At 60.1% G+C, this 20,811-nt stretch carries 17 protein-coding genes; 10 read left to right on the plus strand and 7 right to left on the minus strand.

Features of this window, described 5'->3' with window-relative positions; translation table 11 throughout:
• Positions 1-16: 16 nt before the first annotated feature.
• From ACF0H7_RS12170 to ACF0H7_RS12185, 4 genes are all read left to right on the plus strand, one after another.
• A complete protein-coding gene (locus ACF0H7_RS12170; RefSeq protein ID WP_397452999.1) occupies positions 17-1,627 on the plus strand; it encodes a GMC family oxidoreductase in 1,611 nt (536 codons plus the stop codon).
• A 395-nt stretch (positions 1,628-2,022) separates the two neighbouring features.
• The gene (locus ACF0H7_RS12175) at positions 2,023-2,802 is read left to right on the plus strand and encodes an ABC transporter substrate-binding protein (protein WP_397453000.1); all 780 of its coding nucleotides are present in this window, start codon (positions 2,023-2,025) and stop codon (positions 2,800-2,802) included.
• A 97-nt stretch (positions 2,803-2,899) separates the two neighbouring features.
• Positions 2,900-4,012 (plus strand): succinylglutamate desuccinylase/aspartoacylase family protein, encoded by a 1,113-nt coding sequence (locus tag ACF0H7_RS12180; RefSeq protein WP_397453001.1) that lies wholly within the window; start codon positions 2,900-2,902, stop codon positions 4,010-4,012.
• An 83-nt stretch (positions 4,013-4,095) separates the two neighbouring features.
• Positions 4,096-5,070, plus strand: coding sequence for an alpha/beta hydrolase (locus ACF0H7_RS12185; protein ID WP_397453002.1), 975 nt, complete (start codon positions 4,096-4,098; stop codon positions 5,068-5,070).
• A gap of 130 nt (positions 5,071-5,200) precedes the next feature.
• Here the strand turns inward: ACF0H7_RS12185 and ACF0H7_RS12190 are convergent, their stop codons facing one another.
• Both ACF0H7_RS12190 and ACF0H7_RS12195 read right to left on the minus strand, forming a co-directional pair.
• Positions 5,201-5,488, minus strand: coding sequence for a hypothetical protein (locus ACF0H7_RS12190; RefSeq protein WP_397453003.1), 288 nt, complete (start codon positions 5,486-5,488; stop codon positions 5,201-5,203).
• Positions 5,489-5,573: 85 nt separating this feature from the next.
• A complete protein-coding gene (locus tag ACF0H7_RS12195; RefSeq protein WP_397453004.1) occupies positions 5,574-6,059 on the minus strand; it encodes a MarR family winged helix-turn-helix transcriptional regulator in 486 nt (161 codons plus the stop codon).
• Between the two features lie 313 nt (positions 6,060-6,372).
• Between ACF0H7_RS12195 and ACF0H7_RS12200 the strand changes: the two genes are divergently transcribed.
• From ACF0H7_RS12200 to ACF0H7_RS12210, 3 genes are read left to right on the plus strand one after another with little or no spacing between them, the layout of a single operon-like run.
• Positions 6,373-9,561: an efflux RND transporter permease subunit gene (locus tag ACF0H7_RS12200; RefSeq protein ID WP_397453005.1), complete on the plus strand. Its 3,189-nt coding sequence runs from the start codon at positions 6,373-6,375 to the stop codon at positions 9,559-9,561.
• Between the two features lies 1 nt (position 9,562).
• Complete coding sequence (locus tag ACF0H7_RS12205) at positions 9,563-10,750, plus strand: efflux RND transporter periplasmic adaptor subunit (RefSeq protein WP_397453006.1); 1,188 nt, start codon at positions 9,563-9,565, stop codon at positions 10,748-10,750.
• The gene (locus tag ACF0H7_RS12210) at positions 10,743-12,203 is read left to right on the plus strand and encodes an efflux transporter outer membrane subunit (RefSeq protein ID WP_397453007.1); all 1,461 of its coding nucleotides are present in this window, start codon (positions 10,743-10,745) and stop codon (positions 12,201-12,203) included. The genes ACF0H7_RS12205 and ACF0H7_RS12210 overlap by 8 nt, the downstream gene beginning before the upstream one ends.
• 144 nt (positions 12,204-12,347) lie before the next feature.
• On the opposite strand, the gene ACF0H7_RS12215 is transcribed toward ACF0H7_RS12210, so the two are convergent.
• Positions 12,348-12,980, minus strand: coding sequence for a response regulator (locus tag ACF0H7_RS12215; RefSeq protein WP_397453008.1), 633 nt, complete (start codon positions 12,978-12,980; stop codon positions 12,348-12,350).
• Complete coding sequence (locus ACF0H7_RS12220) at positions 12,977-14,356, minus strand: cache domain-containing protein (protein ID WP_397453009.1); 1,380 nt, start codon at positions 14,354-14,356, stop codon at positions 12,977-12,979. Before ACF0H7_RS12220 ends, ACF0H7_RS12215 begins: the two co-directional genes overlap by 4 nt.
• A 277-nt stretch (positions 14,357-14,633) precedes the next feature.
• Between ACF0H7_RS12220 and ACF0H7_RS12225 the strand changes: the two genes are divergently transcribed.
• Positions 14,634-16,694, plus strand: coding sequence for a carbon starvation CstA family protein (locus ACF0H7_RS12225; RefSeq protein ID WP_397453010.1), 2,061 nt, complete (start codon positions 14,634-14,636; stop codon positions 16,692-16,694).
• A 13-nt stretch (positions 16,695-16,707) separates the two neighbouring features.
• A complete protein-coding gene (locus tag ACF0H7_RS12230; protein WP_397453011.1) occupies positions 16,708-16,905 on the plus strand; it encodes a YbdD/YjiX family protein in 198 nt (65 codons plus the stop codon).
• A 230-nt stretch (positions 16,906-17,135) separates the two neighbouring features.
• Here the strand turns inward: ACF0H7_RS12230 and ACF0H7_RS12235 are convergent, their stop codons facing one another.
• Both ACF0H7_RS12235 and ACF0H7_RS12240 read right to left on the minus strand, forming a co-directional pair.
• Positions 17,136-17,834 carry a glutathione binding-like protein gene (locus tag ACF0H7_RS12235; protein WP_397453012.1) on the minus strand — a complete coding sequence of 233 codons (699 nt, stop codon included), beginning with the start codon at positions 17,832-17,834 and terminating at the stop codon, positions 17,136-17,138.
• 13 nt (positions 17,835-17,847) lie between these two features.
• Positions 17,848-18,444, minus strand: a complete 597-nt coding sequence (locus ACF0H7_RS12240; protein ID WP_397453013.1) for a TetR/AcrR family transcriptional regulator — start codon at positions 18,442-18,444, stop codon at positions 17,848-17,850.
• Positions 18,445-18,580: 136 nt separating this feature from the next.
• Between ACF0H7_RS12240 and ACF0H7_RS12245 the strand changes: the two genes are divergently transcribed.
• Positions 18,581-19,288, plus strand: coding sequence for a glutathione S-transferase family protein (locus ACF0H7_RS12245; RefSeq protein WP_397453014.1), 708 nt, complete (start codon positions 18,581-18,583; stop codon positions 19,286-19,288).
• Between the two features lie 8 nt (positions 19,289-19,296).
• On the opposite strand, the gene ACF0H7_RS12250 is transcribed toward ACF0H7_RS12245, so the two are convergent.
• On the minus strand, positions 19,297-20,550 hold the full coding sequence (locus ACF0H7_RS12250; RefSeq protein ID WP_397453015.1) for an arsenic transporter: 1,254 nt from the start codon (positions 20,548-20,550) through the stop codon (positions 19,297-19,299).
• Between the last annotated feature and the right edge of the window lie 261 nt (positions 20,551-20,811).

A 20,811-nucleotide genomic window follows, 5' to 3' on the forward strand; every position in this document is an offset into this window, starting at 1 on the left:
ATCGCGGTAACCGTGCATGAAATACGACTACATTATTGCGGGGGCGGGCGCTGCGGGATGCGTCCTCGCCAACCGACTCTCTGCCTCGGGACAGTACTCGGTATTGCTGCTGGAGGCGGGCGGCAAAGACAGTTCGTTCTGGTTCAAGATCCCGGTCGGCTTCGCCAAGATGTACTACAACCCGACCTTCAACTGGATGTACTACAGCCAGCCGCAGAAGCAACTGAACAACCGTGAAATCTATGCGCCACGGGGCAAGGTGCAGGGCGGTTCGGGGTCGATCAACGCCATGGTCTACGTCCGTGGCCAGGCCCATGACTTTGACGACTGGGCGGCCAACGGCAACGACGGCTGGGCGTTCAAGGACGTGCTGCCGTACTTCCGCAAACTGGAAAACCATCCGCTGGGCGACAGCGAATACCACGGCGGCAGCGGCCCGATCAGCATCACGCCGATGGCGGGGCACACCCACCCGATCTGCGACGTGTTCCTTCAGGGGTGCGATGAACTGGGCTACCAGCGCAGCGACGACTTCAACGGACCGGACTTCGAAGGCGCGGGGATCTACGACGTCAACACCCGCAACGGTCAGCGTTGCTCGAGCAGCTTCGCCCACCTGCACCCGGCGCTTGGCCGCTCGAACCTGACCGTGGAGCACTACGCCCTGGTGGATCGCGTGCTGTTCGATGATCAGCAGCGGGCCATCGGCATTTCCATCACTCAACACGGTGTGGCGCGGACCTTCACGGCCAACAAGGAAGTGATCCTGTGCGCCGGTGCGGTGGACACGCCGAAGATCCTGCAACTGTCCGGCGTTGGCGATAAAGCGTTGCTGGCCAAACACGACATTGCGCTGGTCAAGGAACTGCCGGCAGTTGGGCAGAACCTGCAGGATCACCTGTGCGTCAGCTACTACTACAAGGCCAATATCCCGACCCTGAACGACGAGCTCAGTTCGCTGTTTGGCCAACTCAAGCTGGGCCTGCAATACCTGCTGACCCGCAAGGGCCCGCTGGCGATGAGCGTCAACCAGGCCGGTGGTTTCTTCCGTGGTAACGACGAGCAGGCGCACCCGAACCTGCAAATGTACTTCAACCCGTTGTCGTACCAGATTCCGAAAAGCAACAAGGCCAGCCTCAAGCCCGAGCCGTACTCAGGCTTCCTGCTGTGCTTCAACCCGTGCCGGCCAACCAGCCGTGGGCATATCGAAATTGCGTCGAAGAACCCGGCGGATGCGGCGTTGATTCATCCTAATTACCTGAGCACCGAGAAGGACATCGATGATGTGATTCAGGGTAGCCGTTTGATTCGCAAAATCATGCAAGCGCCAGCGTTGAAGAGCATCACGGTGGAAGAGGTGTTGCCAGGTCCGTCGGTAAATGACGATGACGGCATGATCCAGTACTTCCGTGAGAACAGTGGATCGATCTATCACCTGTGTGGGTCGTGCGCGATGGGTGACAATCCGCAGACCTCGGTGGTTGACCGTCGGTTGAAGGTGCATGGGATGAAAGGGTTGCGGATTGTCGATGCGTCGATATTCCCGAACGTGACCTCGGGCAATACCCATGCGGCGGTGTTGATGGTGGCGGAGAAGGGGGCGGATTTGATTCTTCAGGAGGCTTGAAGTTGTCGGGTGTCTGTTAGTCAGCCTTCGCCAACAAGTTGGCTCCACAGGGATTTGTGGCTGGATACAAACCTGAGGCTGACCTTGTCTGTAGGAGCTGCCGAAGGCTGCGATAAGGTCGGAACGGCCTTCGCGATGTCGATTGATCGCAGCCTTCGGCAGCTCCGACAGTAAATTTGTGCCTGGCACAGGGTCTGTGGGAGCAGGCTTATCGGATCGCCGCACCGCTGCGAAAGCGAGGGTCCGGGCGACGAGTGGTTGAAGTCATCACCCAGTCGGTTCCGAATCCGTAACATATTGTCGCAACTTGATAATTTCTGTTTCAGACACCGCTCTAGACTGCCGGCCACTCGATTTCCCGCCAATCGAAATTCTCCCGCACGAAGGAGTTACAGATGAAAAAGCTCATGATGTTCGGCGCTCTGGCGCTGTCCCTGTTGTCCGCTTCCGCCATGGCCGAAGACGCAAAGACCGTTCGCATCGGCATCGAAGCCGCTTACCCGCCGTTTTCGTTCAAAACCCCGGACGGCCAGCTGAGCGGTTTTGACGTCGACATCGGCAACGCGTTGTGCGAGCAGATGAAAGTCAAATGCGTCTGGGTCGAGCAAGAGTTCGACGGCCTGATCCCCTCGCTGAAGGTCAAGAAAATCGACGCGATCCTGTCCTCGATGACCATCACCGACGAACGCAAGAAGTCGGTCGACTTCACCAACAAGTATTACCACACGCCATCGCGCTTCGTGATGAAGGAAGGCTCGGTTCTCAAGGACCCAGTCACTGATCTCAAAGGCAAGAAAGTCGGTGTACTGCGCGCCAGTACCCACGACCGCTACGCCACCGACGTCCTGCAACCGGCCGGTATCGAAGTGGTGCGCTACGGCTCGCAGCAAGAAGCCAACATGGACCTGGTTTCCGGTCGTGTCGACGCGCTATTGGCCGACTCGGTCAACCTCGATGACGGCTTCCTGAAAACTGACGCGGGCAAGGGTTATGCCTTCGCTGGCCCGGAATACAACGACCCGAAATACTTCGGTGGCGGTGCCGGGATTGCCGTGCGCAAGGGTGATAGCGCGCTGACCCAGCAATTCAACGATGCTATCGTCGCAGTCCGCGCCAATGGCAAGTACCAGCAGGTGCAGGACAAGTACTTCAAGTTCAACATCTACGGCGAGTAATCTCATCGGCTGAAAAGGTGGCCCTTACCGCGTGTTCAACGCCGAGTACCGGCCACCTTTTTTATGCGCGTCATTCATCACGCGCGGGAGTTTGCACATGCAACGCATTGATCACTTGTTACCCTGGTCCAGTCTCGGCACCGAGCGCAGCCTCAGCGTATTTCGTTACGGCGCCGGTGAGCGCAAGGTGTACATCCAGGCCAGCTTGCACGCAGACGAATTGCCGGGCATGCGCACCGCCTGGGAATTGAAAAAGCGCCTGGCAGACCTGGAAAGCCAAGGCCTGCTTAAAGGTGTCATCGAGCTGGTGCCCGTCGCTAACCCGATTGGTCTCGACCAGCACGTCCAAGGCAGCCACCTGGGCCGTTTCGAACTGGCCAGCGGCAAGAATTTCAACCGTGGTTTCCACGAGCTGGCGACGCCGGTCGCTGCGGCCATCGGTGAACGGTTGGGTAACGACGGCAAGGCCAACGTGGCGTTGATTCGTCAGGCCATGCGCGACGAACTGGATGGTTTGCCGGCAGCCGCCAATCAGCTGGAAGCCATGCATCGGTTACTGCTGCGTCATGCCTGTGACGCCGATATCACCCTCGACCTGCATTGCGATTTCGACGCAGCGATCCATATCTACGCGTTGCCACAACAGTGGCCGCTGTGGAAGCCGCTCGCGGCACGGCTCAAGGCTGGCGTGGGGTTGCTGACCGAAGACTCGGGCGGCAGTTCGTTCGACGAATCTTGCTCGTTGCCGTGGTTGCGTCTGTCCCGTGCCTTCCCGGAGGCCGAGATTCCGTTGGCCTGTCTGGCAACCACGCTGGAGCTGGGCAGCATGGGCGATACCCGTGTCGATCAGGGCCAGGCCAATGCCGAAGCGATCCTCGGGTTCCTCGCCGAAAACGGCTTCATCGACGGCCAATGGCCCGCAGCGCCCACCGAGTGCTGTGAAGGCATGCCGTTCGAAGGCACGCAATACCTGTTCCCGCCGCACGCTGGCGTGGTCAGCTTTCTGCGTGAGGCCGGTGAATGGGTGGAGAAGGGCGACGCCTTGTATGAAGTCGTCGACCCCCTGAACGACCGCGCCACCACCGTGTGCGCCGGGGTCAGCGGTGTATTGTTCGCCATTGACCGAGGGCGCTACACCCAGCCAGGGTTATGGTTGGCCAAAGTCGCCGGTCGGGAGCCGTTTCGCACCGGCAAGCTGATCAACGACTAAGGAATGGGTATTCGCCGGCTGGATAACACTGCCGGCGAACCCCGACCTGCGGCACAGTAAGCCTCCGTCCTGGAGGCTTACACATGACTGCGCTTGACCATCAACTGCTTGACGTCAACGGCATCACCCTCAGCCTGTACAGCGCCGGACCGCACGACGGTTATCCGGTGTGGCTGCTGCATGGCTTTCCCGAGTGCTGGCATTCGTGGCGCAATCAAATGAGCGCGCTGGCCGAGGCTGGTTATCGGGTGCTGGTGCCGGAAATGCGCGGTTATGGGCAAACCAGCGCCCCCAGCGATCCGGCGGCGTATGACGTGTTCAGCATTTGCGCTGATATCCAGGCCGCGATGGACCGACTGGGACAGACCAAGGTCGCCATGGTCGGCCACGACTGGGGTGCGCAAATCGCCTGGCATCTGGCCTTGCTCGAACCGCAACGGGTCGAGTCAGTGGTCGGTATGGCGGTACCTTTCGGTGGCCGGGCGAAAAAGCCGGCGATTGAAATCATGCGCCAGATGCACGCAGACAGCTTCAACTACATCGTCTATTTCCAGACCCCGGGCGTTGCCGAGCGCGAACTGGATGCCGACGTGGCAAAAACCCTGCGCATGATGATGCACAACAGTTCGGCCGCCGTGCCCAAGGACTTCTTCCTGCAGGCCAAACCGCTGGGAGCGACCCTGTTCGAGGGCATGCAAGACCCTGAGTCCTTGCCCGCTTGGTGCAGTGACGAAGCGTTTTCGGTGTACCTGCAAACGTTCGAGGGCCGAGGATTTCGTGGCGCAGTGAACTGGTACCGCAACTTCGAGCGCAATTGGGAGTTGTCAGCCTCGGTGGCTGGGTTGCAGGTCAAACAGCCGGCGTTATTTTTGATCGGCGATAAAGACCCGGTGGCGACGCTGGAGGCCTACACCCTTAAACGCATGCCAGCGTTGGTGCCCTTGCTGGAACAGCACGTACTGCAGGACTGCGGGCACTGGATTCAGAATGAAAAGGCAGGGGAGGTGAATCAGTATTTGTTGGCGTTTTTGGCGCGTGATGCGAGATGCACCGTGTAACGCCATTCACTGTAGGAGCGAACTTGTTCGCGAGGCGGTATCTCTGAAATACCAGATCAGATTCCTCGCCAACAAGTTGGCTCCTACAGGGCAAGGCGGCTCAACCGATGCGTCCCCGTCGCTACGGGCACTACTTGATCTCGTTAGTGGTATCACCGTCCGCGCCGCTACCAGGGCCTTTGCCCGAGGACGACTGGTCCTTGTTACCTTGGTCATTCGGACCTTTGGTGCCCGGTACGTGGCTGGTGTTGGTGGCTTTCTTGTTGGTGATCTTGTGGGTCATGGTGGACGAAGGCTTGGTGCCGGTGCCGGTACCGGTGCCGGTGGTGTCCGTGGTGCTGGAGGCTGCGAAGGACACGGCCGACGCGGCGGACAGCAGGGTGGTAAAGGCGAGGAAGGTCAGGCTTTTACGGATCATGGTGCGTCTCCGAAGTTAAGAGTCGTTACATGATTTGGTGTAAACGCCGTGCCGGAAGTGCCGGCAGCGGCGACGAACGGCGGTGTCAGAAGCCCAGTTTGGCGTTGATCAGTAGCAAAAACTCATCTGAAGCAATGCGGTCCATTGCCGCCCTGACCTGTACCGCCTCCTCGATGCCGAAGGTGGTGTCGAACGCCTCTCCCACGACTTTGGAGATGAGATAGGCTTCTTCATACTTCCTTAATCCTGCTTCGGTTAAGTTGACCCTTTTGCTGCGACGGTCATTGGGGTCCACGGTCAGGACCACGAAGCCGTCGCGCACCAGTGGCTTCAACGTATGGCCCAGGGCCGACAGGTCCATGACCATTTCCCTAGCCAGGACGCGCATGGTCGGGCCTTGACTGCGCACGATCTGTGACAGCAGGGAATACTGGGTAGCGCGCAGGCCAACTGACACGAATGCGTCGTCGTAGATTTGCCCCATACGGCGGGCGGCACGACGGATGGCACGGTTGGCACAGCTGTTGAGCGGTGGAGTGGCAGAGTCAAGCAATACGGGTTTTTCGGCCATTTGAGTCACGGACGGGCTCACTTTATGGAGGCATATGCCTCGAATTATGACCCGGAAGCATCAAAGGGCAAGGCTTTATTCGACGAGCTGTTGTCGACCGAATCACGACTTTTAGCGAACGGAAGCGCAAAGTAACCGATGTCTGATGTTCTGCGACGAAAGTGGTTCAAAAAAATCGTTGGCATATACCTGTAATCTGGATATCTTTGCCAAGCCCTTTCACGTAACCATGGATATGCAGTGGAACATACAGCGCTGATTTTCAAGCGTTGGTCTGTGCCGTTTCTGCTCGGTTCTCAGTCGGATAACCACAATGCTTGGCCTAGTACGCATAGCTTTGAGTCGGCCGTATACCTTTGTTGTACTGGCGATCTTCATTCTGATCATCGGCCCGCTGGCGGCATTGCGCACGCCCACCGACATCTTTCCTGAAATCCGCATCCCCGTGATTGCCGTTATCTGGCAATACACCGGTCTGGCACCCGACCAAATGGCCGGCCGGATCACGTCGCCGTTCGAGCGGGTGTTGACCACCACGGTCAACGACGTGCGGCACATCGAAGCCACGTCGCTGAACGGTTTCGGGATCGTTAAAGTCTTCTTCCAGCCTGGGGTCAACATCAGTACCGCGAATGCGCAACTGACGTCGGTGTCTCAGGCGATCTTGAAGCAATTGCCACCGGGCACGACGCCGCCGTTGATCCTCAACTACAGCGCCTCAACGGTGCCGATCGTGCAGCTCGCGTTGTCGGGCAAGGGCCTCAGTGAGCAGCGCCTCGGTGACATCGGTCTGAACCAGGTGCGCCTGCTGTTGACCACGGTCTCGGGCGCGGCACTGCCGTATCCGTTCGGTGGTAAATCGCGTCAGGTGCAGATCGACCTCGACTCGCAGAAGATGCAGGCGCGTGGTCTGTCCGGGCAAGACGTGGCCAACGCCCTGGCAACGCAAAACCTGATCACCCCGATTGGTACTGAAAAGATCGGCAGCTATGAGTACATGCTGCAACTGAACAACGCCCCCACGGCGTTCGCCGATCTGGAAAACCTGCCGATCAAGACCGTCAACGGCACCACGGTGCTGATCCGCGACGTGGCCAGTGTGCGTGACGGCAACCCGCCACAAACCAACATTGTGCACGTGGACGGCAGTAAATCGGTACTGATTCCAGTGTTGAAAACCGGTTCGGCTTCGACCCTGGGCGTGATCGCCGGGATCAAGGAAAAGCTGGCCGACTCCAAGGCGACGCTGCCCGATAACCTGAAAATCGACCTGATCAGTGACCAGTCGCTGTTCGTTCGCGCGGCCATCGAAGGCGTGGCCCGTGAAGGGGTAATCGCAGCAGCCCTGACCAGTTTGATGATCCTGCTGTTCCTCGGCAGTTGGCGTTCGACGGTGATTATTGCGGTGTCGATCCCGCTGGCGATTCTGGCGTCGATTGCGACCCTGTCGGCCCTCGGCGAAACCCTGAACATCATGACCCTCGGAGGGCTGGCGCTGGCCGTTGGTATCCTTGTCGACGATGCCACGGTAACCATCGAGAACATCAACTGGCACCTTGAACAAGGCAAGCAGGTAGAGAGGGCGATACTCGACGGCGCGGCGCAGATCGTGACCCCGGCGTTCGTGTCGCTGCTGTGTATCTGTATCGTGTTCGTGCCGATGTTCTTCCTCGACGGTGTGGCGCGCTTCCTCTTCGTGCCAATGGCCGAAGCGGTGATCTTCGCCATGATTGCCTCGTTCATCCTGTCGCGAACCCTGGTTCCGACCATGGCCAACTTCCTGCTCAAGCCGCATGTGCTGGGCGAAGACGGCGAACACCATCAACCGCCGACGAAAAACCCGTTGGTGATTTTCCAGCGTGGTTTCGAGCGTCAATTCGAAAAATTCCGCGCCGGTTATCACGCCTTGCTGGAAAGCACGTTGCAGCATCGCAAGCTGTTCGTCATCGCGTTCCTCGGGTTTGTCGTGCTGTCGTTTGGTCTGGTGCCATACCTGGGGCGCAACTTCTTCCCTGCGGTGGATACCGGGCAGATTCTGCTGCACGTTCGCGCTCCGATTGGCACGCGCGTGGAAAAAACCTCTGAGGTCATTTTCGACGTCGAGAACGCCATCCGCCGGATTATTCCCAAGGAAGAGTTGGGTACGGTGGTGGACAACATTGGCCTGTCGATCAGTGGTATCAACACCGCGTACAACAATACCGGCACCGTGGGCTCGCAGGACACCGACATTCAGATCAAGCTGAACGAGGATCACCGTCCGACGGCTGAATACATGCGCGAGATGCGTGAGAAATTGCCTCGGGAATTCCCCGGCGTGACCTTCTCGTTCCCGCCCGCCGATATCGTCGGGCAGATCCTCAACTTCGGTTCGGCAGCGCCTATCGACCTGCAAGTGCGGGGCGCCAACCTGGCGGCCAACTTCGCTTACGCCAACACGCTGTTGCGCGATATCCGCAAGGTGCCGGGCGTGGTCGATGCAAGGATCCAGCAGTCGCAACAACTGCCGACCTTTAAAGTCGATGTGGACCGGACCCGGGCGCAACTGGTAGGAATCACCGAGCGCGACATCACCAACAGTCTGGTGGTCAACTTCGCCGGTTCCAGCCAAGTGGCACCGACCTATTGGCTGAACACTGCCAACGGGGTGTCGTACCCGATCGTGATGCAAACCCCGCAATACAGCCTCGACACCTTGGCCGCGTTGCACAACCTGCCGCTGAGTGCCAGTGGTACGGGGTCCGATGGCCAGATTCTCGGTGGCTTGGCCACGATTGAGCGGACCCACAGTAACTCGGTGATCAGCCAGTCTGACATCCAGTCACTGGTGGAGATCTTTGCTTCGACCCAGGATCGCGACCTCGGCGGTGTGGCGGCTGATATCCAAAAGGTCATTGACGAGCACGCCAACGAAGTACCGAAGGGTTCGAAGGTGGTGTTCCAGGGCCAGGTAGAAACCATGAACAACGCCTTTAGCGGCATGCTGTTCGGGCTGTTGGGCGCGGTGGTGCTGATTTACCTGCTGATCGTGGTCAACTTCCAGTCGTGGACCGACCCGTTCGTGATCATTACCGCATTGCCAGCGGCGGTAGCGGGGATTGTCTGGACGCTGTTTGTGACCAAGACCACCTTGTCGGTGCCTGCTTTGACGGGGGCGATCATGTGTATGGGCGTGGCCACCGCCAACGCCATTCTGGTGGTCAGCTTCTGTCGTGAGCGTCTGGCCGAACATGGCGATCCGCTTCAGGCCGCGCTGGAGGCCGGTTTCACGCGCTTCCGTCCGGTATTGATGACGGCGCTGTCGATGATCATCGGTATGGCCCCCATGGCGTTAAGCCTGGGTGAGGGCGGCGAGCAGAACGCGCCCCTCGGTCGTGCGGTGATTGGCGGCCTGACCTTCGCCACTGTGGCAACACTTTTCCTGGTTCCGGTGATTTTCAGCATTCTTCACGCACGCCGCGACCCCGTAACTATCCCTGCAACCGCTACTCAAGGGGCCTGACATGTCAGTTGAACATTCTCCATCGAACAACGCACCGTTCCCTCGGCGTGGCGGCACCCTGAAAATCGTGGTCGCCGTGGCCGTGGTGGTCATTGTGGTGGTCGCGGGCATCAGCATCCGCGCCAGCGAATCGAAAACCCTGAAGACCTGGACCGACACCCAGGCCACCCCAAGCGTGGCGCTGATCACGCCAAGCGCGGCGGCCCAAGGCCCGGTGCTGAACCTGCCAGGACGCCTGGAAGCCTACTCGCGAGCGTCGATTTCGGCCCGGGTCGGCGGTTATTTGAAGTCGTGGAAATATGACATCGGCGCGACGGTCAAGGCCGGGCAATTGCTCGCCGAAATCGACACGCCTGAGCTGGACCAACAGCTGCTGCAAGCTCGCGCCGTGCTGGCAACGTCTCAGGCCAATGCCTCGCTGGCGCAGACTACCGCCAAGCGTTGGCAAGCCATGCTCGCTTCGGACTCGGTCTCGCATCAGGAAGTCGATGAGCGTGTGAGTGATCTGGCGGCCAAGCAGGCCGATGTGGCGGCAGCCAAAGCTAACGTCGAACGTCTGATCGCCACTAAAGGCTTCCAGCGTCTGGTTGCGCCGTTCGATGGCGTCGTCACCGCGCGGACCACCGATGTCGGTGCGCTGATCAATGCCGGCAGCAACGGCGTTGGTCAGGAGCTGTTCGCGGTGTCTGACGTCAACCGCCTGCGGGTTTACGTGCAAGTGCCGCAAAGCTTTTCGCCGCAGGTGCGTGCCGGTACATCGGCCAGCCTGACGGTGCCGGAATACCAACAGGAACAGTTCAGCGCCAAGGTGATTGCCTCGGCCGATGCGGTGAACGCGGCGTCCGGAACCACGCTGGTGCAACTGTTGGTGGAAAACCCGGGCCATCGCTTGATGCCGGGTGCTTACGCCAGCGTGCAGTTCAAGTTGCCGGTGCAGGCGGCGGCGTTGCGCTTGCCGTCCAGCGCGTTGGTGTTTGATGACCACGGTATGCGCGTGGCGACCTTGGCTGAAGGCGGCAAAGTGCTGTTCAAGACCGTCACCATTGCTCACGATTACGGTGACTCGGTGGAGATCGGTTCGGGTCTGCTGCCGACCGACAAGATTATCGATACGCCGCCTGACGGCCTGATCGATGGTGACAGTGTGCAAGTCGCGCATGCCGACGCTGAGGTCAAAGCTCATGGCTAATGCTCAGCCGGTTTTTCGCCTGAGCCTGCTGCTGGTCTCGCTGCTGGCGTTGGGTGCCTGCCATCTGTCGCCGGAGTACAAAGTGCCGGTGACGCCGGAGGCCGCGCAGTTTCGTACGGTAGGCCCGTGGAGCGTAGCCACGCCCGCCGATCAATTGAGTCGTGACGGCTGGTGGAAAATCTACAACGATCCGCTGCTCAACGAGTTGCAGCAGCGCTTGCTGACCAACAACCCGGACCTCAGCGCGGCGCTGGCTCACTACGAGCAGGCGCAGGCGTTCGTGACCCAGGTCGAGTCAGGGCTGTTCCCGATCATCAAGGGCAGTGGCAACGGCCAGCGTGATCGGCAGTCGGACACCAAGCCTTTGCGCTCCGCGACTGCAGGCCCGATCTACAACTCCTTCACCGTCGGTGCCGAGGTGGATTACGAAGTCGACCTGTGGGGTCGCGTGCGTGATTCGGTCTCGGCCGGCACCGATGAAGCGCGGGCGAGCAAGGCCGATTTCGCGTCGGCGCGCCTGAGCCTGCAGGCCCAGTTGGCGGACAGCTACATTCGTCTGCGCGGGCTGGACCAGCAGACGTTGTTGTTGACGCAAACCACCGAAGCGTTTTCCAAGGCGTTGAACCTGACCGAAGGCCTGCATGGCGGCGGGATTGTGTCCGGGCTGGACGTCTCGCGGGCCAAGACGCAGTTGTCGTCGGCCAAATCGCAACTGACGCAAAACCTTGCGCAACGTTCGGTGCTGGAACACGCCATCGCTTCGCTGGTCGGTGCCTCGGCGTCGGAGTTCAGCGTTGCGCCGAACACCAAGGCCATCGACTTGCCGGTAGTGCCGACCGGTTTGCCGTCAACCTTGCTGCAGCGCCGCCCGGACATCGCCGCTGCCGAACGTCGCGTGGCCGAAGCCAATGCCAAAATCGGTGTGGCGCGGGCTGCGTTCTTCCCGACGGTGACCTTGAGCGCGCAAGCCGGGTATCAGAGCGACGTGGCAGCCGGTTTGCTGTCGGCACCGAACCTGTTCTGGGCCATCGGTCCGTCGTTGGTGACCACCTTGTTCGACGCCGGCGCGCGTCAGGCGGGGGTGGATGCGGCCAAGGCGGCAACGGCGGAAGCGGGTGGTCGTTATCGCAGCGTGGTGTTGACCGCGTTTCAGCAAGTGGAAGACAACCTGAGTCTGATCGACGGCTTGGGCAATGCCCTGAAAGACCAACACGACGCCGCCGACGCCGCACAATATTCGGAAGACCTGGCCTTGGCGCGTTATCGCCAGGGTGCCGTGGGTTATCTGGACGTGGTCGAAGCGCAGACCGTGGCCTTGCAGGCGCAGAGCAGCGTGCTGGATCTGCAGACTCGCCAGTTGAGCGCCAATGTGGGCTTGGTCAAGGCGCTGGGCGGCGGTTGGAGCAAAACGGAATTGGCCAGCGTCTCGGCTGAGAGTAATCCGAAGATGTAAGGCGGTGCGGTGTGCCAGTCGCACCGCATCAAGCCATTTGCGCAAAACCTGTAGTAGCTGCCGAAGGCTGCGATTGATCTGCATCGCGAAGGCCGTTTCGGCCTTATCGCAGCCTTCGGCAGCTCCTACAGGTGATGTGGCGACCTAGCGCGCCATCAACCCATGCTCCATCGCATACTTGAACAACCCCGCCGGCTTGTCGACATTCAACTTGCGACGAATGCTCAGGCGATGGGTCTCGACGGTGCGCACGCTGATGTCCAGGTCCCGGGCGATGGTCTTGTTGTTCAAACCTTGAGCCAGCCCCACCAACACCTGAATTTCCCGTGGCGTCAGTTCCGTCTCGTCCGGTTTTTTGCTGGCCAGCTTGAGCGCGACTTCCGCGCTGTAGAACGTACCCCCGTTGGCAATCGCCTCGATCGCCGCGATGATTTCCCGAGACGGCGCGTTCTTTAGCACATAGCCGCTGGCCCCGGCGCGAATCGAGGTGGCGATGTATTCCTGATTGTCGTACATGCTCAGGATCAGAATCTTGATCTGCGGGTACTGTTCGCGCAGCAGGCGGGTCAGCTCCAGGCCGTTCATTTCCTTGAGGCCGATGTCCACCAGCAGGATGTCGGGCATGACTCGAGCGCAAAGGTCCAGCGCTTCTGGCCCGTCCTCGGCTTCGCCCACCACCTCGAATGACGGTTTCACCGCGAGCAACGCGCGGATGCCGTCGCGCACCAACGAGTGATCGTCCACCAGGGCAATACGAATCGGAGAGGCTGGGTTCATGAAGAGGCTCTGCTGAGAAGGGGGGCGGTGTGCGGTTGCGTCGGCAGGGTGACCGCCAGTTCGCTGCGACCGGGGACTGACGACAGGTTGAACTGGCCGTTGAAGTGATCGACCCGCTCGCGAATGTTGCGCAAACCAATGCCGCCCTGTATCGACTCCAGCTGGTTGATCTTGAAGCCAACGCCATCATCACACACCGACAGCCGAACCTGCCGTGCGTTGCCTTCCAGTTCGATGGTCACCTTTCGCGCGTGGGCATGGCGTTCAATGTTGGTCAGTGCTTCTTGCAAGATCCGGAACAGCGCCACCGGGGCACCGTCCACCAATTGGATAGCGCCGAGGCTGTTCTCGTAGTGCACGGTCAAGCCGCTGCGCAGTTCGAATTCGGTGACCAGTTGCGTGACCGCTGCTGCCAGGCCCAGGGTGTCCAGCAGGGAAGGGCGCAGGTCATGGGAAATCGTGCGCACTTCGCCGATGGCATCGGCCAGGCGGTCGATGCCTTTGCGCAGGATGTCCTGGCCTTTGTCGCTGCCGGCTTCCAGTTCGAGGCTGGCCAGTTCGAACTGAAACTTGATCGACACCAACACCTGGCTGATGCCGTCGTGCAGTTCCCGTGACAGGCGTGAGCGCTCTTCTTCCTGCAGGTTGACGATGCGTTGGGTCAGGCCTTGCAGCTTCTTGTCGGCCAGACGGTGCTCGCTGGCGTTCAGGGTCAGGCCGCAGGCGAACACCAGCAACACCGCGATCAACGCGACGCCGCCGATGGCCAACATGGTGGTGTGAATGCCGCGCGCGACTTCTTCCCGGGCCTGTTGCGTGGCGCGTTCGACGTCTTCCAGATAGATGCCGGTGCCGAGCATCCAGCCCCAGCGGTCAAGCATCACCACGTAGGCTAGTTTGTCGGTGACCTGCCCGGTAGACGGTTTTTCCCAGGCGTAATGCTGGAAGCCGTCGCCGTTCTGCGCGCTGTTGAGCAAGGCTTGAATCACCGGCAAACCATGAGGGTCGGTCATGTCCCACAGGTCACGGCCCACCAGCGCGGATTGGCGAGGGTGCATCAGGCTGCGGCCATTATGGTCGTAGACGAAGAAGTAGCCGTTGATGCCGAAGCTGAGTTTCTGCAACTCCTTGAGCACCATCTGCTTGGTGTGATCGTCGTCCTGACCGCTTTCATACAGCGGCGTCAGGGCGCTCATGGCCATTTCCACGTAGTTTTTCAGCTCGGCGCGCTTGCTGGCGAGGATGCTGTCTTCGATCAACTGCGCCTGTTGTTCACCCAGGCGCTGGTTCTGGAAAATCACCAGCGCGCTGATGATTGCCACCGCGAGGATCAGCGGCAAGATGCCGAGGGCGACGATCTTATACTTAAGTTGCATGACCAATACGTCCAGTCGTGTGGCAAGCCCGCAACGGGCCTGACACGGGGGTTTGGCGGCTAAAGGCGCGCATGGTAGCCCCAATAAACCGCATTTGACCCACGTAGTACTACGTAGAGCGACCAGTAGTACTGCGGATGTTGCCTACGCCGTTGAGCGCGGATAGTAGCGAGGCTCGTTTCCTGGGCGTGTTTTCGATCATCTGCTCGAAGGCCGTCCGGAGCACAACAATAACAATTATCGCCGACGGACCACGGTCCCCGGCTGGAGACCCACAATGACCCGACTGACCAAACATCTTGCTTGGTTTGCCGTTGCCTGCTTGGGGGCAATTGCGTTAGGTGTCGTCGCGCTGCGCCGCGGTGAATCTGTCAACGCACTCTGGATCGTGGTGGCTGCCATTGCCATCTATCTGGTTGCCTACCGCTACTACAGTCTGTTCATCGCCACTAAAGTGATGCAGCTGGACCCTAACCGCGCCACGCCGGCGGTACTCAATAACGATGGTCTGGACTACGTCCCCACCAACAAACACATTCTATTCGGTCACCACTTCGCCGCCATCGCTGGTGCAGGCCCGCTCGTCGGTCCCGTGCTCGCGGCGCAGATGGGCTACCTGCCCGGCACACTCTGGCTGATCGCCGGCGTGGTGTTTGCCGGTGCGGTGCAGGACTTCATGGTGCTGTTCCTGTCCACCCGTCGCAACGGTCGCTCGCTGGGCGAAATGGTGCGCGAGGAAATGGGCGCGGTGCCAGGTTCCATCGCCCTGTTTGGCTGCTTCCTGATCATGATCATCATCCTCGCGGTGTTGGCCCTGATCGTGGTCAAGGCGCTGGCGGACAGCCCATGGGGCATGTTCACGGTGATGGCGACCATCCCGCTGGCGATGTTCATGGGCATTTACATGCGCTACATCCGCCCGGGTCGCATCGGCGAAATCTCGGTCATCGGCGTGATTCTGCTGCTGGTATCGATCTGGCTCGGTGGCCAAGTGGCTGCCGATCCAGTGTGGGCCAAGGCGTTCACCTTCACCGGTATTCAGATCACCTGGATGCTGGTCGGTTACGGTTTCGTCGCGGCGGTGTTGCCGGTCTGGCTGTTGCTGGCGCCGCGTGACTACCTGTCGACCTTCCTCAAAGTCGGCACCATTGTTGCGCTGGCGATTGGCATTCTGATTATCGCGCCACAACTGAAAATGCCGGCCCTGACTCAGTTCACCGACGGCACCGGTCCGGTGTGGAAGGGCGCTCTGTTCCCGTTCCTGTTTATCACCATCGCCTGCGGTGCGGTGTCCGGGTTCCACGCACTGATCGCGTCGGGCACCACGCCGAAGCTGCTGGACAGTGAAGCCAACTCCCGTTACATCGGCTACGGCGCGATGTTGATGGAGTCGTTCGTCGCCATCATGGCGATGGTCGCGGCCTCGGTGATCGATCCGGGCGTGTACTTCGCCATGAACAGCCCGGCGGCCATTGTTGGCGCTGATCCGGTTGTCGTGGCGCAGACCATCAGTAGCTGGGGCTTTGCGATTACCCCGGATACCTTGATTGCCGTCGCCAAAGACATCGGTGAAACCACCGTTCTGGCGCGTGCCGGCGGTGCGCCAACGTTGGCGGTGGGTATCGCGCAGATCCTGCACCAGGTATTGCCAGGCAAAGACACGATGGCGTTCTGGTACCACTTCGCGATCCTATTTGAAGCCTTGTTCATTCTGACAGCGGTTGACGCCGGTACCCGTGCCGGTCGTTTCATGCTGCAAGACTTGCTCGGGACCATGGTGCCATCACTCAAGCGCACTGAATCCTGGACCGCCAACCTGATCGCCACCGGCGGTTGCGTGGCGATGTGGGGCTACCTGCTGTACCAAGGCGTGATCGACCCACTGGGCGGGATCAACACCTTGTGGCCGCTGTTCGGTATCTCCAACCAGATGCTCGCCGGTATCGCGCTGATGCTCGCCACCGTGGTGCTGATCAAAATGAAACGTCAGCGTTTCATCTGGGTCACCCTGGTTCCAGCGGCCTGGCTGTTGATCTGCACCACCATGGCCAGCTACATCAAGCTGTTCGACCCGAGCCCGGCCGTTGGCTTCCTGGCCTTGGCCACCAAGTACCGTACCGCGCTGGACGCTGGTCAGGTCCTGGCCCCGGCGAAGAACCTGGACCAGATGCACTCGGTGATTTTCAACGCTTATACCAACGCCACCTTGACCGCGCTGTTCGTGTTCGTGGTGTTCAGCATCCTGTTCTACGCGATCAAAGTCGGTGTCGCGGCATGGGGTTCAAAAGAGCGGACGGATAAAGAAGCACCGTTCCAGGCCATGCCGGTATCGCGCTGAGAGAGGGTTGCAGATGTTCAATGACCTGAGTCGGCTTGGCAAATACCTCGGCCAGGCCGCACGGCTGATGGTGGGCATGCCTGACTACGACAACTACGTCGAGCACATGCAATTGACCCACCCGGACCAGCCGGTGATGAGCTACGAAACGTTCTTTCGCGAACGTCAGGATGCGCGTTACGGCGGCAAGGCCGGACCGAAGTGCTGTTGATCGGTAAAACCGTATGAAGCAACGCGCCACGCTGAGTCGTGGCGCGTTGCGTTTTGGCCTCTAAATTCTCTGCGACTGATCGCAGTCGTCTGTAGGAGCTGCCGAAGGCTGCGATAAGGTTCGAAGAACCTTCAGTGATTCTCGCAGCACGACTGCTGCGTCCGCCTGCGGCCCAAACCGATCGCAGCCTTCGGCAGCGCCTACACAGGTTAGCGTTCCTGTGGGGAGGTTTATTTTGCCAACGCCGCCGTCTGCCCAAACAAAATCTTCTTGCCTTCCTCGGTCACGGTCGGCCGCGAGGTGAACGGTTCACCCTTGGCGTAGGCGCGCACGGTTGCCTCACGTGCCTGGACTGCCTCGAACCAGCGGCGCAGGTTGGGGAAGTCGTCGAGGTTCTGCTGTTGGCGCTTCCACGGGAACACCCACGGATAACAGGCCATGTCGGCGATGGAGTAGTCGTCGCCAGCGATGAACTCACGCCCGGCGAGACGCCGATCCAGCACCCCGTACAAACGATTGGTTTCGTTGACGTAGCGGCTCATTGCGTAAGGAATCCGCTCCGGCGCGTATTGCACGAAGTGGTGGTTCTGGCCCGCCATCGGCCCCAGGCCGCCCATTTGCCAGAACAGCCATTCGCTCACGGTCTTGCGTCCGCGTACGTCGGCGGGCAGGAATCGGCCGGTTTTTTCCGCGAGGTACATCAGGATTGCGCCGGATTCGAACACGCTGATCGGCTCGCCGCCATCGGCTGGCTCGGTGTCGATGATCGCCGGCATGCGGTTGTTCGGCGAGAACGCGAGGAACTCCGGTTTGAACTGGTCACCGGCGCTGATATCTATCGGGTGGATGTTGTACGCAAGGCCGGCTTCTTCTAGGAACAGGGTGATTTTGTGGCCATTGGGCGTTGGCCAGTAGTAGAGCTCAATCATGGGTCACGTTTTCCTATGCAGTGGCAGGACTGCCGAGCAGCGCCAGGGCCGGACGCACCAGACCCTCCAACAGGTCGCGTTCCGGTCTGGAGCGGGCCAGCACGCGAATGCCCAGCAACACACCGAGAAACAGACGGCCCAGATCGTCGGCCGGTTGCGCAGTGGAAATCTCTCCTGCGCTCTGGCCAGCGATGACGCAGCGGCGAAAAAAAGCTTCGAGTTGAGTGAGTACTTCAGCAATCGCTTGTTGGAACTCGGCGTCGTGAGGTGCGACCTCAAGGGCGGCGTTGACCAGCATGCAACCTTTGCATTGCGGATCACCCAGCGAGCGCTCGATGATTTCACCGAAGAACGTGGCGATTGCCTGGCGTGGCGGCAGCGTGGTCTCCAGGCGCAGGATCCGCGTCCGGGTGTTCTGCTCGACGTAGTGCTCCAGCGCCCGCTGGTACAGCGCGCGTTTGTCGCCAAAGGCGTTGTACAGACTGGCGCCGGTGATACCCGTGTGTTGCACCAGATCGCGAATCGACGTCGCTTCGTAACCATGCGCCCAGAAGCGTTGGATCGCCGCATCGAGCACCGTGGCTTCGTCGAATTCTCTTGGCCGAGCCATTACCTGTTTCCTCACTGTCAGGGACATAAACGTTGCCCCTTTTTTCGATACGATTTATTCTAAATCAGTCGTTCTAAAATACAAAGGTGCACTCGTCTGCACGTTCATTTCCCATACCCTGTCAGAGTTGAACGCCATGATTCGCTTCTATTTCCACCCGACACCCAATCCAGCCAAGGTCTCGCTACTGCTTGAAGAGACCGGTCTGGCCTACGAGGTCGTCCCGGTCGACACCAGCAAAGGCGAACAACATACAGCGGAATTTCGCGCTATCAATCCCAACGGCAAGGTACCGGCGATCATTGATACCGACGGCCCTGGCGGTGTCGATACGCGAGTGTTCGATTCCAGCGCGATCCTGATGTACCTGGGGGAGAAAGCCGGGCAGTTCATGGGCCGCGCGGCGGATCGGCCCGAGTTGTTGTCGTGGCTGTTTTTCATCGGCACGGGTGTGGGGCCGTTTTCTGGTCAGGCCGTGCATTTTCAGTACGCAGCCCCCGAGGGCAACGATTACGGCGTTAACCGTTACCGCCGCGAGATCGAGCGCCACTACAAGGTGCTGGATGAGCGTCTGGCTGGTCGCGAATTTATCGTCGGCGACAGCTACACCATCGTCGATATGTCCGCCTGGGGTTGGCTGGAGCGTGCGTCGCGGGTGATGAAAGGCGAGGCTGACGCACTGGCCGCGTTCCCCAACCTCAAGCGCTGGTTCCAGGCGATTGATGCACGCCCGGCCGCGGCTCGCGCCAAGCTGGTGGGTAAGGATCACGCGTTCAAAAAGGTCATGGACGAAGAAACCCGCCGCGCGTTGTTCCCGTCGAACTACCCGCAGAACGCCGGGTAAGGCGTCTATCAGATCAACAACGCTGCCAGCGCCGCCAGCAACGCCGGCGGCATCACCACCATCCCCAGCTTCAAAAAGTCGAGGGCGCTGACATGCTCGCCCTCGCGCCTGACCGCAATCAGCCACAACAAGGTGGCCAGTGAACCGGTGAACGACAGGTTGGGCCCCAGGTCCACGCCGATCAACAGCGCACTGGTGGTCTGGGTCGGCAATGGCGCGATGTGGCCCACCGAGCCGGCAATCAAGCCCGCAGGCAGGTTGTTGATCAGGTTGCTGGCGATGCCGACCACGATCCCCGCGGCCCAGGTCGACTGACTGCCGGAGTGCCCGGCCAGCGAGGCCAGTGCATGGGCCAAGGTGTCGATGACCCCGGTTTGCGCCAGGCCCTCAACCAGCACGAACAGCCCGCCCACCAACGGCAATACACCCCACGACACGCCTTTAAGCACAGGCATCGGGTTCATTCGCTGACGCAGATGAATCAGGCTGGCCGTGGCGATACCGGCACAAAAGGTCGGTAAGCCCAGTTGCGCATCCAACGCCGACGCCAGCAGCAACAGCGCGGCAGTCAGGGCAATACCCATGGCTGTCAGGCGTGCGCCGCTGGACAGCGGTTGCAGGGTAATCGAGGTGTTCAGCGGCCGGCGCAGATGTTCGCGTTGGGTAAAACGCAACGCCAGATACGTCATGCCGATGGCTGCCAGCGACGGCAAGGTGAAGTGCCACAGCCAGGTCAGCAACGGCGGCATGTGGCTGCCGAATACCACCAGGTTGGCAGGGTTGGAAATCGGCAGGACGAAGCTCGCCGCATTGGCGATAAACGCGCAGACGAACAGGTAGGGCAGCGGTTCGGCTTTCGCCGCGCGGGTGGCGGCATACACCGCAGGGGTCAGCACCACGGCCGTGGCATCGTTGGAGAGAAAGATGGTCACCAGCGTGCCCACCAGAAACACCAGGTCGAACAAGCGCTGGCCGGAGCCATTGGCATGTTGCGCGGCGTACATCGCCAGCCAGTCGAACAGACCTTCCTGACGCGCCAGCTCGGCGAGCAGCATCATCCCTATCAGGAACAGATAGACATCGGTGCCCTTGGCGACCGCCGCCAGCGCCGAGGTCCACGGAATGAAGCCAGTCAGCGTCAGCAGCGCTGCGCCGCTCAAGGCCCAGATGTACTCCGCAACATGCCACGGGCGCAGGATCACGCCGCAGAGGGTCAGCACAGCCACTGTCCAGATGAATAAGTGGGGATCAACTACAGGCATGTATTTACTCGGCGCGAGGCAGGCAATATGGGCGGTGCAGCAGGGGAGTGCGTTTCGTCAGGTAACGTTTTTGACATCATTCTCAGGGCGTTTCCAGATAGTGTTCAGGCGCTTTGCCAGTATGGCCCCTAATAACCTCGCATAAACAGTCAGAGGAGTAATGAGCACAAAAATTGCATCTGCACGCGTATTCGGCTGTTTTAACAACCAATCGGCATGAACCTCCGAAAATACCCACAATAATATCGGACAGTGATGTTC

Source organism: Pseudomonas sp. NA-150 (assembly GCF_044336365.1).
Classification (GTDB): domain Bacteria; phylum Pseudomonadota; class Gammaproteobacteria; order Pseudomonadales; family Pseudomonadaceae; genus Aquipseudomonas.

Excerpts from the sequence above, each read along its gene's own strand:
- ACF0H7_RS12170 (WP_397452999.1), top strand. The coding sequence starts at position 17 with ATGAAATACGACTACATTATTGCGGGGGCGGGCGCTGCGGGATGCGTC.
- ACF0H7_RS12175 (WP_397453000.1), top strand. The coding sequence starts at position 2,023 with ATGAAAAAGCTCATGATGTTCGGCGCTCTGGCGCTGTCCCTGTTGTCC.
- ACF0H7_RS12180 (WP_397453001.1), top strand. The coding sequence starts at position 2,900 with ATGCAACGCATTGATCACTTGTTACCCTGGTCCAGTCTCGGCACCGAG.
- ACF0H7_RS12185 (WP_397453002.1), top strand. The coding sequence starts at position 4,096 with ATGACTGCGCTTGACCATCAACTGCTTGACGTCAACGGCATCACCCTC.
- ACF0H7_RS12190 (WP_397453003.1), bottom strand. The coding sequence starts at position 5,488 with ATGATCCGTAAAAGCCTGACCTTCCTCGCCTTTACCACCCTGCTGTCC.
- ACF0H7_RS12195 (WP_397453004.1), bottom strand. The coding sequence starts at position 6,059 with ATGGCCGAAAAACCCGTATTGCTTGACTCTGCCACTCCACCGCTCAAC.
- ACF0H7_RS12200 (WP_397453005.1), top strand. The coding sequence starts at position 6,373 with ATGCTTGGCCTAGTACGCATAGCTTTGAGTCGGCCGTATACCTTTGTT.
- ACF0H7_RS12205 (WP_397453006.1), top strand. The coding sequence starts at position 9,563 with ATGTCAGTTGAACATTCTCCATCGAACAACGCACCGTTCCCTCGGCGT.
- ACF0H7_RS12210 (WP_397453007.1), top strand. The coding sequence starts at position 10,743 with ATGGCTAATGCTCAGCCGGTTTTTCGCCTGAGCCTGCTGCTGGTCTCG.
- ACF0H7_RS12215 (WP_397453008.1), bottom strand. The coding sequence starts at position 12,980 with ATGAACCCAGCCTCTCCGATTCGTATTGCCCTGGTGGACGATCACTCG.
- ACF0H7_RS12220 (WP_397453009.1), bottom strand. The coding sequence starts at position 14,356 with ATGCAACTTAAGTATAAGATCGTCGCCCTCGGCATCTTGCCGCTGATC.
- ACF0H7_RS12225 (WP_397453010.1), top strand. The coding sequence starts at position 14,634 with ATGACCCGACTGACCAAACATCTTGCTTGGTTTGCCGTTGCCTGCTTG.
- ACF0H7_RS12230 (WP_397453011.1), top strand. The coding sequence starts at position 16,708 with ATGTTCAATGACCTGAGTCGGCTTGGCAAATACCTCGGCCAGGCCGCA.
- ACF0H7_RS12235 (WP_397453012.1), bottom strand. The coding sequence starts at position 17,834 with ATGATTGAGCTCTACTACTGGCCAACGCCCAATGGCCACAAAATCACC.
- ACF0H7_RS12240 (WP_397453013.1), bottom strand. The coding sequence starts at position 18,444 with ATGGCTCGGCCAAGAGAATTCGACGAAGCCACGGTGCTCGATGCGGCG.
- ACF0H7_RS12245 (WP_397453014.1), top strand. The coding sequence starts at position 18,581 with ATGATTCGCTTCTATTTCCACCCGACACCCAATCCAGCCAAGGTCTCG.
- ACF0H7_RS12250 (WP_397453015.1), bottom strand. The coding sequence starts at position 20,550 with ATGCCTGTAGTTGATCCCCACTTATTCATCTGGACAGTGGCTGTGCTG.